The sequence below is a fragment of the Lacimicrobium alkaliphilum genome, from assembly GCF_002591895.1.
GTDB lineage: Bacteria > Pseudomonadota > Gammaproteobacteria > Enterobacterales > Alteromonadaceae > Lacimicrobium > Lacimicrobium alkaliphilum.
Window position 1 is genome coordinate 73,758 of record NZ_NISX01000018.1, and the last position, 12,582, is coordinate 86,339.

A 12,582-nucleotide genomic window follows, 5' to 3' on the forward strand; every position below is an offset into this window, starting at 1 on the left:
GTATAATTAATAACCATAAGTTGGCGTAACCGGATAAGGCATGAGAATACAAATCAGATGGTGGTGCGCAGCTTTATTCCTGATCTCTGCGGTGCTGCAGGGAGATGAACACCCGCAGACCTATGTTATCAAAGGAGCACAGCGGTTTACCTCAGAGCATCAACAAAAACTAAACCAGTGGCTGGATCATGGCGTTATACAAACGAAGCGGGTGTTCGGGACGTATCCCTTTACCATGGAGCTGCACCTGCATCCCCGTCAGGGCAGGCAACCTGTGCCATGGGCGAATACATGGCGGGCAGGTGCGCAATCAGTTCACCTTTACGTCGATAGTCGTTTTTCCCTGGAGCATTTTACCCGGGACTGGACCCTGTATCATGAATTAAGTCACCTGGCGTTACCCTATCTTGGCAGTAACAATGCCTGGTTTGCCGAAGGCTTTGCCAGTTTTATGCAATATCAGGTTATGCATCAGCAATTTAGTCAGACAGCGGCCAGAGAAATATTGCCCGTCCTTGAGTAACTGGTGGTGATTACTCAATACAATATTTAATCGCATTTTTACCCTGATGTTTAATCTGGTACATCAGCCCATCGACTTTTTTCATCAGGTCTTCAAAGGCGGTGTTGGCATTCTGACATGTTAATACGCCAATGCTAAAACTCACCGGCCATTGATTTTCATCCATCACTTTTTCAAGCTTTCTGATCAGTCTGGTCATCATTTTTCTGGCCAGCGCCGCGTCTGTTTCCGGTAGTAAAATTCCAAATTCATCGCCGCCCAGTCTTGCCAGCATATCTGAGCTTCGGATGCTGTGCAGGGTATTCGATGCGACCATTTTAAGTAATTTGTCACCGGTATTGTGACCGAAGCGGTCATTAACCAGTTTAAAGTTATCCAGATCAATATACACCAGGGTGAATATCAGACTATGACGAAGGCTGCGATCTTTTTCTTTTTCTGCAAACTCATAGAAAGCGCGCCGGTTAGCCACATTGGTCAAAGAATCCATACGGGCAAGCTTTTTCTCTTTATCGAGGGCGTGTTTAAGGGATAACTGCAGCCGTTGTAATTCACTTATGTCTCTGATGGAACAGATAACCCAGGTTTTATCTTCCAGGATGATGGGGCTGAGCATGATATCAACAGCAACAAGACCGCCATTTTTATGTTGTCCGGCCAGCGACATAATCTTACCCATCGTACGACGATTCGGTTCAGCCATATAATTCATGAGTTTATTCTGGTGTTGCTTTCGCTGCGTTTCCGGCACCAGAATGTTAACGGTTTGCCCTATCAGTTCGCTTTTTTTATAACCGAATAACTGTGATAGCTGGTCATTACACATAATGATTCTGCCATTGCGATCCGCAACCAGAACGGCATCAGGAAGGGCCTGTAACAGGGTGTCGAAAACCATTGTTGGCGTTGATATATCCACGTTTTCGACACCCCTGATAACAGACTCAGATTATTATTGTAATGGAACTGTTAAAGGATCTTTTGACCTGGATCTAGAAAACCATCGTCGGTGTGATTCCTCAGCGGTAAAAACTTGCATGATAAAGGTGGAATTTGGTTTACCCAAAAGGGCAAAACCGTTAGAATTGCGCCGCAACTAAAGCCCCATTCTAAAGGTGTTGTTGCCATGCTCAGAATCGAAAAAGAAGCCCTGACTTTCGATGACGTATTGTTAGTGCCAGGACATTCCACTGTTCTTCCCCACACAGCCAGTCTTAAAACCCGAGTGACCCGCGACGTTGAGTTGAGTATTCCACTCATTTCCGCTGCGATGGATACTGTCAGTGAAGCACGCCTTGCCATCGCTCTGGCGCAGGAAGGGGGAATTGGTTTTATTCACAAGAATATGACCGCCGAACAGCAGGCCAGCCATGTGCGCCAGGTGAAAAAATACGAGAGTGGTGTGGTTTCTGATCCTATCACCGTTACTCCGGATGCCACGATCACAGAAATCAATGCCCTTAGCCAGCTGCACGGTTACTCTGGTTTTCCGGTTGTGGATGCGGAGAATAATCTGGTAGGGATCGTGACCGGCCGGGATCTGCGTTTTGAAAACAATCACGATTTGGCTATCAGCAAGGTAATGACGCCAAAAGAGCGTCTGGTAACGGTCAGAGAAGGAGCCAGCTCGGATGAGGTATTAGCACTGATGCATGAACACCGGATTGAAAAAATCCTGGTGGTGGATAATGCCTTCAAACTCAAAGGTCTGATCACGGTAAAAGATTTCCAGAAAGCGGAAAGTAAACCCAATGCCTGTAAGGATAAGTTAGGCCGCTTACGTGTAGGTGCAGCAGTAGGGGTTGGCGCCGGCACTGATGAACGAATTGCACTGCTGGTGGAAGCAGGAGTCGATATTCTGTTGATAGACACCTCCCATGGTCACTCTCAGGGCGTTATCGACCGCGTCACCCGGGTGCGTGAAGATTATCCTGAACTGCATTTGATCGCAGGTAATGTGGCCACCGCAGAGGGCGCCAAAGCACTGGCCGATGCCGGTGTGGATGCGGTTAAAGTGGGTATCGGCCCGGGTTCCATCTGCACTACCCGAATCGTGACCGGTTGTGGTGTACCTCAGATTACAGCGGTTTCTGATGCCGTTGAAGGGCTCAAGGGAACCGGTATTCCGGTTATTGCTGATGGCGGTATTCGTTTCTCAGGTGATATCGCCAAAGCCCTGGCGGCAGGTGCCAGTTGTGTAATGGTCGGCAGTATGTTGGCCGGTACCGAAGAGGCGCCTGGCGAGGTGGAGCTGTATCAGGGCCGTTATTTCAAGTCGTACCGGGGGATGGGCTCATTGGGTGCCATGAACCAGAGTCATGGTTCTTCTGATCGCTATTTCCAGGACTCAGACAACGCCGAGAAACTGGTGCCTGAAGGCATTGAAGGTCGTGTGGCGTATAAGGGCCCTATTGCTAATATTATCCATCAGCAGATGGGCGGGTTGCGAAGTGCCATGGGCCTTACAGGTTGTGCCACTATTGATGAGCTCGGCAGTAAAGCCCGCTTTGTCAGAGTGAGTGCTGCGGGCATGGGAGAGTCCCATGTGCATGATGTCTCTATCACCAAGGAAGCCCCGAATTACCGTATGGGCTGATGTGCTTCCATTGTGCGGTACGCTTTGCGTACCGCCGTGTTAAAACTGCTTTTTGTATGTTGTAACTTAAACAGACCTTCCAGGAAATTTCATGACCAAAAACATCCATGACCATCGTATCCTGATTCTGGACTTTGGATCCCAGTATACCCAATTGATAGCCCGCCGGATCCGAGAGATAGGCGTATATTGTGAACTCTGGGCATGGGATGTGAGCGAAGCACAGATCCGCGAATTTAACCCACAAGGTATTATTCTCTCCGGAGGTCCGGAGTCGGTGACGTTACCTGACTCCCCAAGAGCGCCTGATTATGTATTCGAGGCTGGTGTGCCGGTTTTGGGGATATGCTACGGCATGCAGACCATGGCGGTGCAGCTTGGAGGTGCAGTGCAGGGCTCTGATATGCGCGAGTTTGGCTATGCGCAGGTGGAAGTGATAAAGCGCTCGCCTTTTCTGAGCAATATTGAAGATCATATTGGTGAGAATGGCAATGCCCTGCTGGATGTGTGGATGAGCCATGGCGATAAAGTCAGTGCTATTCCTGAAGGTTTCGAAACGCTGGCCCGCACGGACAGCTGTTCCTTTGCGGCGATGGTTAATCAGGAGAAGCAATTCTACGGTTTGCAGTTTCACCCTGAGGTGACACATACCCGTCAGGGCTTGCGGATGCTTGAACATTTTGCCAATGATGTTTGTGGTTGTGAAAAGTTATGGACACCGGCTTCGATTATTGAAGATGCCGTTGAACGGATTCGTCAGCAGGTGGGGACTGATGAGGTCATTCTCGGGCTTTCCGGTGGTGTAGATTCCTCGGTTACTGCCATGCTGCTACATCAGGCTATTGGTTCACAGCTGACCTGTGTCTTTGTCGACAATGGCCTGTTACGCCTGAATGAAGGCAAACAGGTTATGGACATGTTCGGTGACCACTTTGGCCTGAATATTATCAAGATTGATGCTGAACAACGTTTCCTGGATGCACTGGCCGGGGTGGATGATCCTGAGCTTAAGCGTAAGGCCATCGGTAACAGCTTTATTGAGGTGTTTGATGAAGAAGCCGGTAAGCTGACTAATGCCAAGTGGCTGGCTCAGGGTACTATCTATCCGGATGTGATTGAATCGGCCGGTTCGGCAACCGGCAAGGCTCATGTGATCAAGTCTCACCATAATGTCGGTGGTCTTCCGGATAACATGCAGATGAAACTGGTGGAGCCCTTAAGAGAATTATTTAAAGACGAAGTGCGCAAGATTGGTCTGGAATTAGGTCTGCCCTATGACATGCTTTACCGCCATCCGTTTCCCGGCCCCGGTCTGGGTGTGCGTGTACTTGGTGAAGTGAAAAAAGAGTATTGTGATCTGCTGCGCCGTGCCGATGCGATTTTTATCGAAGAGCTGCACAAGGCCGATCTCTATCACAAGGTCAGTCAGGCCTTTGCCGTCTTCCTGCCGGTGCGTTCGGTCGGTGTGATGGGCGATGCGCGCAAATATGATTGGGTGGTATCACTGCGAGCCGTGGAAACCATCGACTTTATGACGGCGCGCTGGGCCCATCTTCCCTATGAGTTTCTGGGTAAAGTGTCCAACCGCATTATCAACGAGATCAATGGCATATCCCGTGTGGTCTATGATATTTCCGGTAAGCCCCCGGCGACAATTGAGTGGGAATGAAGCGTATCTAATTCATTGACTTTGAAAAGGCACGCTATCGTTTTGATCGCGGCCTTTCCTGAATGGTGTCGTCTTCGTTAAGTAATACTCCGGCAACACGTAGCGGCGGTTAGCTGCACTGAATACGATTGCGACCCTTTGCTTTGGCCTCATAGAGTGCCGAGTCCGCAGCGCAAATCAGGGACTCTGAGTTTTCAAAGCGATGATCTTGCTGACAAGCCACACCAATACTGACACTGATGGGATCCGCAGAAGGTAAATTCAGGTCTTCAAAAGTGAGTTCGGCAATATGACGATTCATTCTGATCGCAATAAGCTGGGCAACACGGGCCGGGCAGCGCGGCAATAATACCGCAAATTCCTCGCCACCATAACGCGCTGCCAGACAATCCCGTGCTGGCAGACACAACTCAATGATGTTCGCTATCTTCCTGAGGCATTTATCGCCGAGAATATGGCCGTGCTGATCATTAAACCGTTTGAAAAAATCAACGTCTATCAACAGCATACTCAAGGGTAAACCTTCACGGGCACAGAGTTGCCAGTTCTCGGCAAGGGCTTCAGCGAAACGGTGTCGATTAGACAGGCCAGTGAGATGGTCTGTCCGGGCGAGTCTCTTCAGGCGTCCATACTCGGCTTTGTGAACGGTTAAATCGTGAATCACGCCCAGCAGATAAACGCCATCAAAGCTGAAAATATCCGGTAAGCTCGACAATGACATATCGGCCTCAAGCAGATTGCGGTTATTACGACAAAACGCCACTTCTTTTGGGCCGTGACTGAGTTTGAGCCCGTTGTCATTTCGTATTTCATTAAACAGGATGCGGTACTCTTCTGCATAGGTTTCGCTCATCATAGACAGCAGATTACATCCCAGTAATGAGGCTCTGGAGTCGCCGAATAATGTTGCCGCGACCGGATTAACCATTTCGATAATCCCCGAAGCATTGAGGATAACAATACCTTCGCTCATGAAATTAATCATCGTCGCAAGTGAACCTGATTCAGACAGCAATCCATGGCTTTGTGATGTTATGGATGGCGGTGCGTTATGGTGGTTAGAAAATTCTATTGTCTGGGGGGAGGTTGAAACAGCATGGGAGCCTTGATGGGCTTCATAACCGTTTGTCCGGGACTGATCACTGGTTTTGTCAGTATTACGCATCATTTTTCCTTAACTTCAATGAATCAGGCTTATGCCAGGAAAAAGCGTATCAATTTTATGCGCGCTAAACCTTCCGCCAACCTTCCCGTGTAAGGTGTTGAAAAATAGATGAATATTTTATGTTGTGTGAACTGAATCAGCGATTTGAAGGTGCTGAAACAGAAACGTGCAGGCCCGCCAGCTCATGTCCGGGGGCCAGGAACGCCGATAGCAGGTGAAACTTCGGGCTGCGTTGATGTGACTTATATCAGGCTGGCGGACGATTGCGGATTTGTGGATCCTGACTGACATAATGCGTATCTGGTGAGTTCGCCTGAATCACCACGAGCCTGACGCAAATGGTCTCATTGTCGGCATCGCTATCGGTGATGGTCAGCGTTTGACCATCCTCAGAAATACTGGGGGTAATGTCACCGTGAGGGTCATCAGAAACCTCTGGTGCAATAAATTTCAGGCCATCATTGTTATCTTTTAGCCTGTAAATTATCCGTGTGTTGTTTTCTGTCACATTGATTGGATTATTGTCGATATGGCCCTGTTGATTATAAATGGTAAAAACCGGAGGTGTAACGGAGATATCAACAGTGACTTTAAATTCAATCTGTGGAGTGTCAGTCATATAGCGTACCTTTTGGTTGTTGAGTTAAGGGTTATTAAAATAAAGACAGGGAAATCCCCTGCCGGGTTAACTGCTTAACATACGAAGTCACGTCGGGATTGTCTGAAGCACACTGGCTCGCACGCACAAACAGTAGCAACGTCTGTGGATCCTTGCTGACTCTGGTGTATGGTGCCAGTGCATCTACAGCACGCTGACAATATTGAGCCTGTTTATCTGGAGTCTGTAAAGCCTCTGCGGGATGTGCCAGTAGCATCTGAAACTGGGCAAAAAAGACGGCATCCTGAGTGTCCGTTGCAGAATCCAGGCTTTGCAGCCAGTCATTGGCTTTCTCCAGCATAGAGTGTTTTTGTTCAAAATGGCGGCGCAGCTGGTAAATCCGCGCAAGGTTCAGATAATCAGAGCCAGCAAGCGCACCAGAGGCCCTGATGGCAGAGACCTGCTGGTTCACTTCGGTCTGTGTGAGATGCTTGTGTTGATCTGGCAGCTTAGTGTTGAGTCGAATCAGTAACAACTGAACACTGCGCCTGTCTTGTTGCCAGAACAAATTGTCTGCATCCTGCATTACAAGTGCGTCCAGATAGTGCAGCGCGCCTTCAGCCAGCGACACGGCCCGGCTTATTTGCCCTGTTAGTTCGCGCAGATTGGCATGTTGCCACAACAGTAGCGCCAGGCTCTCCATGGTATAAGCATTGTCTGAATCTACTTTTAGTGCCTTTTCCAGACGTTGTTGTCCTTGTGAGAAGTAATCAAGAGCGGCAGTAATATCGCCCAGATGACGGGCAGTTGATGCGAGCCAGGAATAGGTGTCTGCAATGTCAGCAAGTAACGCAACATTGCCAGTATCATTTTCTATCAGTTGTTTTTTAAGAGTCAGTGAATGATTCAGCTCGGTCAATGCCTGCTTATATTTTTGCTGTTTAAGGGCCAGGGAACCCAGTGTGTTGTGAGCATAAGACAGTTCAGCAAGAGCATTAGTATTGCCAGGTTGAACTGCTACAAGGCGCTCGCTGTAGGCAAGATACTGCTCAAAAGCCGGTAACGCCTGCTGGTAGTGCCCTGCGTCGTAATCAAGCTGACCACGCCAGAAGGCGTTGACGCCAAGCGCTTGCAACAGTTCAGGGTTGTCTTTATCTTTTTGCCATAGTTTATTCAATTGCTGCCCGGCAGCAGTAAAACTCTGCCTCGCTTCATTGCTGTTGCCTCTGGAATAGGCGACTTCCGCCAATGCCTGAAGTGTTAGTGCCCTCTGAAAACGGCCTTCAGTACTGCGATTTAGGGTAAAAAGTGCCCACCAGGGATGATCCTCGGTCAGCGCCTCACTGGTGCTGAAATATTCAATGGCTTTCGCGCTGATACCATCAAGGAGGTCCATCCGCTTAACACTGCGCAACTTGTCCGCAAACTCGCCTACCATAAAGCCAAGCAAACTCTCTGCTTCCTGGCGTTTTTGTTCGGCTATCTGTTGGGCATGCTGACTTTGCAGGCTCATAAACAACGATATGCTGGTGAGTATTGCTAATAACCCCAGTGTTGCCCGTTTGAGCCAACGCCTGGTTCTGGCTTTGTTGGAAGACGCCTTTATTAGAGCTAACTCATGAGGCAATAGGGTAAAACTATCTACCTCGAGTAAGCTCTTTGCTTCCTGCAGGGGTTTACCTTCTGCAAGCAAATATGCGGTACTTTTTTGTTCTGCCAGCCAGTTGTCGGCTTGCTGATGCAGGCGGCTTCTGATGGCCAGACTGGTTTTGTGACGGGTGATCCAATCTGTGACACGGGACCAACAGCGCAACAGCGCTTCGTGAGCGACCTGGAAGCAGGGTTGCTGGTTTTGTAAACGGGAAACAAACAAACGATTATCGACCATTGATTGCACAAATTGGTGCTGTGCCGGGGTTTTCAGCTCTTCCCAGCGGGCAGTTCGGCTGGTCAGATTACTGGTGTCATGACTGAGCGTGATAAGGAGAGACAATACATGGGGGAAAGCGTGCTGATTGTCAGGCTTCATGGCAGCGAAAATTTCTTCTGCTTTGTGTCCTATGGCACCCTCAATTCCCCCTAGCTCCCTGTAAACAGAGGCCTGTAGCTGATTGTCAGTGCGCTGTTCGTACAGCTCCTGAAGAGTATATTGCAATAATGGCAGTGCATCAGGCTGAGAGGTGGCCTCCAGTACCAATAAATCGTCAAGTGGCATACCTGTCGTACTGTCGATATCCCATTCCAGTTTTGCGGCAATGGCGGGTAGCCGAATCATCTGGCTAAGCTCGTGAGGCGAGGGCGGTGCCAGATCGAAATGGGCACCTTTGTCTTTGCCGCGCATTAACATCGGGTAGCGGGTTAATTGCGGATAAAATTCGTTACGACAGGCTGCAAAGATGATAATAGCGTGACAACCTGCCAGAGCGTCTGTCATGGTTAAAAATGCCGAGCGCACTGCCGAACTGTACTGAGGGGCATCCAGCAGCACCTCCAGGCGATCCAGTACCAGTAGAAGTTTTGGTTGGCTGTAAGCCGGGGAGTTTCTGATAGCGAGTTGGCATAACTCACACACCTGACCAATATCTGTTTGCAACACCTGTGCTAATGACTCGGCACTGTGACCTTCGAATACCGGTGCGTCGTTAACGTCCCAATCTAACAGACAACTGGCGAAGTGTTGCCAAAGGTTTTCCGCTATGACGTCGGCAAAGTCAATCGTCACAGCGCTGACAACGCCTACGCCATCAATGCCATTCGGCGCCATCAGCCGGGGAATAAGGCCTGCGTGGATAAGCGAGGATTTACCTGAGCCACTGGCACCGAGCAAAAGGGTTAGCGCATGATTGCGTTTCAATTGCTCTGTTAGCCGTTCAAGAATGTGTTCTATTTGTGATTGTCGACCAAAGAAGACACCGGCATCATCACTGGTAAACGCTTTGAGTCCGGGAAAAGGTGAGCTACCCTGCCATTGGCTTTTTTCAGCTCTGGCCTGATCATCCTGCGGAAATACCACGTCGGCGATAACACGGTATCCACGTTTACGGATCGTTTCGATATAAATCGGGGTGTTCGCCTTATCACCTAAGGCTCTGCGCAACTGAGTGATGGACTTGTGGATTGGATTATCGCCCACCACCTCACCGCCCCAGCATTGATTCACGATCGTCTCGGCATTGACGACATTACCTGCCTGCTGACATAGAAACAGCAATACGTCCATGGCTCTGGGTTCGATTACGCTGACTGTTTTACCCAGTCTCAGACTATTACTTGCAGGTGATACCTGCCAATCGCCAAGATAAAACTGACTACTATCCACTTCTCGCTCAAAAAGCATGCCTCTGATGACACCTTTGGCGGTGATCAGGGGGCCAACGTCAATGCTAACTTACTATACGCATATTTATTCTGCCCGCCACTGTTTCAGTTGCATGTTGATGGTGGGCAATGCGTTTCGGAACTATGCAAAACGCACCCTTAGAAGGTTTCAGTCTTTAAGATCATCAAACTGCTTTTTCAGATCGTAGTTTTCGTCGATAACAATTTTCTCCAGAGTCTGAACCCGGTCTTTTAAGCCAGCCAGTTCCTTTTGGAGCGCGCTGAAATCCTGATTCTTTGGTGCCTTTTTGTTGCGTGAACTGAACAGTTCCACAATGGCCCAGCAAACAATGGCGACGATGACGACGGCGGTAATATTCATAGCAATATATTCCTTGTTGAGATTCTAGTATCCTAACCTGTATAGCAAACCTCAGGCCAATGAAAAAAGTTATAATTTTCATTGTCTTATAAATTAGCAAAGAACCATAGCCACGTGCTGTTGGTGAATTAAGCGAATCAATAGTAACTTTGACCAGATGAAAGATAGCCAACAAAAGACCGATGCATATTGGATGGGCGAGGCCCGTAAACTGGCCCTGAGAGCCTGGAATGAAGGAGAAATTCCGGTTGGTGCTTTGCTGGTGCGGGAGGGGAAGATTCTCGGCGAAGGGTGGAACCGTTCCATCGGCAGCCATGATCCCTCCGCCCATGCTGAAATGATGGCAATTCGTGAAGCGGGTGTGAATATTGGCAATTACCGGCTACTGGATACTGTGCTCTATGTGACGCTGGAACCCTGTGCCATGTGTGCCGGTGCTCTGGTACATAGTCGCATCAGCCGATTAGTGTTCGGTGCCAGTGATCCCAAAACAGGGGCGTGTGGTTCGGTAATGGATATTGTTCGTCATCCTGCGCTGAACCATCAGATAGAGGTTGAAGGCGGGGTGATGGCAGAATCCTGTGCCACGTTGTTGTCTGATTTTTTTCGCTGGCGAAGAACGCAAAAAAAAGCCTCCCGGATAGCGCCTGAACGTAAAGCTTAGTCGGTCTGTGTGGTGTCGTCGGTCTGAGCCTCAGTTGTCTGATACTGCTGTCGTCTGAGTTGTATTTTGCGTTGTAGTTTTTTCATTACCAAACGACGCCGGTGATGGGAGCGAGGAGGTGGCGTGGCTCTGAGCTGGTTTCTTCTGCGCAAACTTATCTCCTTTAATACCGGATTATTCAGATTTCGAAAACATTAGTCGCCGATCGCTTCCGGCTGATCAGTATCGACGCCGAGCCTCTGCTGTTCGTCCAGCCATACTAGCGTGTCATAATAACGGCGAATATTAGACACATAGGTAACCGCTTCGTCACCGCGGGCATACCCATACCGGGTTGTTTTATAAAAACGTTTCTGGCGCAACAATGGCAGTCTTGATTTCACATCCACCCAGATATCCGGGTTGCCTCCCTGGCGTTCGGTCAGGATCCGGGCATCTTCCAGATGCCCCATACCAACGTTATAGGCGGCCAGCGCAAACCATAGTCTGTCCGGATATTCTATTCTCTCAGGGATACGTTCTATCAACCCCTGAAGATACCTGGCGCCGCCCTGAATACTCTGTCTCGGGTCCAGCCTGGACGTGACGCCGAGCTCCTTTGCCGTGGGCAAGGTCAGCATCATCAGGCCTCTTACGCCAGTGGGTGAGCGAGCCCGGGGGTTCCAGTGGCTTTCCTGATAACTCATCGCCGCCAGCAAACGCCAGTCTATTTTATCGGCATATTGCTCAAATAGCGGCAGGTATTCAGGCAAGGTCTTCTCTGCAGCTTTGATAAATAAACGCGTATCGACGTAGTTAAACTGTCTGATGTGGCCAAAATACTTATCTTCCAGCGCAGCCAGGCGGCCATCCTCATACAGTGTCCCAAAATAATCCAGCATGGCGGCGAGTAATGAATCGTCCTGGGCTTTGCTCATTGCCCAGGCGACCCGTTGAGGTTCCTGCAGGGTAAAACCGATGGACAATTCAGGATGGCGGCGGCGCATAATGGCCAGGATATTGGAATCGGCGATGGTATAGTCATATTCCTCACGCAGTACCGCTTCCATCAGCTCCTCGTTATCCATCTCATTCGTCGCCTGCCAGTCGAGGTTCGAATATTCCTGCTGCAGGCGTCTCAGGGTATCAGTGTGATTGCTGCCCGCCACGACAATCATTTCGCCGGTAAGGTCTTCGGGCCCTCTTGGTCTTACTGCACCCTGCTTAAAAATCAATTTCTGGCTTACGTATTGATAGGGGGGGCCAAATTTAAACTCGTTGGAGCGCTGTGGTGTTACCGACAGGCCAGCTGCGAGCAGCTGAATCTGCTGTTTTTGCACCTGTGAAAATGCCTGACTGAGACTGAAATAGGGATAGATTTCAAGGCGTACGCCCAGAAAATCAGCGAAGCCTTTTACCAGTTCATATTCAAACCCTTCGGGTCCGTTTGGTCCGGTGTAATACGTAGTCAGTCCATATTGTGTGCCCACCTTCAGTACGCCTGAGTCCGTAACCTGCTGCAGCACATTGGGCTTACTCTGTGGCTGGCACGACAGCAAACAGAGGCTCAATATGAATAGCAATATTGCCCGACGGGAAGTGGTTAGCGAAAGCACGGTTATCCTGCACTAAATCAACAGATTAATAGCCATTGTGACCAAAATTTAGCGTGGGTGCCAGTGTTGTCG

11 protein-coding genes are annotated in these 12,582 nt (G+C 49.3%); 4 read left to right on the forward strand and 7 right to left on the reverse strand.

Annotation, left to right across the window (positions count from 1 at the left end):
* Nucleotides 1–40: 40 nt before the first annotated feature.
* Nucleotides 41–523 (forward strand): hypothetical protein, encoded by a 483-nt coding sequence (locus tag CDA54_RS15745; protein WP_099035994.1) that lies wholly within the window; start codon nt 41–43, stop codon nt 521–523.
* A gap of 10 nt (nt 524–533) precedes the next feature.
* Here the strand turns inward: CDA54_RS15745 and CDA54_RS15750 are convergent, their stop codons facing one another.
* A complete protein-coding gene (locus tag CDA54_RS15750) occupies nt 534–1,442 on the reverse strand; it encodes a sensor domain-containing diguanylate cyclase (protein ID WP_143452316.1) in 909 nt (302 codons plus the stop codon).
* 207 nt (nt 1,443–1,649) lie between these two features.
* On the opposite strand from CDA54_RS15750, the gene guaB reads away from it, so the two are divergent.
* Nucleotides 1,650–3,119 carry an IMP dehydrogenase gene (guaB, locus tag CDA54_RS15755; RefSeq protein ID WP_099035996.1) on the forward strand — a complete coding sequence of 490 codons (1,470 nt, stop codon included), beginning with the start codon at nt 1,650–1,652 and terminating at the stop codon, nt 3,117–3,119.
* A 91-nt stretch (nt 3,120–3,210) separates the two neighbouring features.
* Nucleotides 3,211–4,788 carry a glutamine-hydrolyzing GMP synthase gene (guaA, locus tag CDA54_RS15760; RefSeq protein ID WP_099035997.1) on the forward strand — a complete coding sequence of 526 codons (1,578 nt, stop codon included), beginning with the start codon at nt 3,211–3,213 and terminating at the stop codon, nt 4,786–4,788.
* 109 nt (nt 4,789–4,897) lie between these two features.
* On the opposite strand, the gene CDA54_RS15765 is transcribed toward guaA, so the two are convergent.
* The 4 genes from CDA54_RS15765 to CDA54_RS15780 form a co-directional block, all read right to left on the reverse strand.
* Complete coding sequence (locus CDA54_RS15765) at nt 4,898–5,953, reverse strand: sensor domain-containing diguanylate cyclase (RefSeq protein ID WP_180237246.1); 1,056 nt, start codon at nt 5,951–5,953, stop codon at nt 4,898–4,900.
* A 247-nt stretch (nt 5,954–6,200) separates the two neighbouring features.
* Nucleotides 6,201–6,572, reverse strand: coding sequence for a DP-EP family protein (locus CDA54_RS15770; protein ID WP_099035999.1), 372 nt, complete (start codon nt 6,570–6,572; stop codon nt 6,201–6,203).
* Nucleotides 6,573–6,606: 34 nt separating this feature from the next.
* Nucleotides 6,607–9,888, reverse strand: a complete 3,282-nt coding sequence (locus CDA54_RS15775) for an nSTAND1 domain-containing NTPase (RefSeq protein WP_099036000.1) — start codon at nt 9,886–9,888, stop codon at nt 6,607–6,609.
* A 150-nt stretch (nt 9,889–10,038) separates the two neighbouring features.
* A complete protein-coding gene (locus tag CDA54_RS15780) occupies nt 10,039–10,251 on the reverse strand; it encodes a hypothetical protein (RefSeq protein WP_099036001.1) in 213 nt (70 codons plus the stop codon).
* A gap of 157 nt (nt 10,252–10,408) precedes the next feature.
* Between CDA54_RS15780 and tadA the strand changes: the two genes are divergently transcribed.
* Nucleotides 10,409–10,915 (forward strand): tRNA adenosine(34) deaminase TadA, encoded by a 507-nt coding sequence (tadA, locus tag CDA54_RS15785; RefSeq protein ID WP_099036002.1) that lies wholly within the window; start codon nt 10,409–10,411, stop codon nt 10,913–10,915.
* Here tadA and CDA54_RS19645 read toward each other — a convergent pair.
* On the reverse strand, nt 10,912–11,067 hold the full coding sequence (locus CDA54_RS19645; protein ID WP_180237247.1) for a hypothetical protein: 156 nt from the start codon (nt 11,065–11,067) through the stop codon (nt 10,912–10,914). The genes tadA and CDA54_RS19645 overlap by 4 nt on opposite strands.
* A 42-nt stretch (nt 11,068–11,109) precedes the next feature.
* The gene (mltF, locus tag CDA54_RS15790) at nt 11,110–12,510 is read right to left on the reverse strand and encodes a membrane-bound lytic murein transglycosylase MltF (protein WP_229748178.1); all 1,401 of its coding nucleotides are present in this window, start codon (nt 12,508–12,510) and stop codon (nt 11,110–11,112) included.
* Nucleotides 12,511–12,582: the final 72 nt, after the last annotated feature.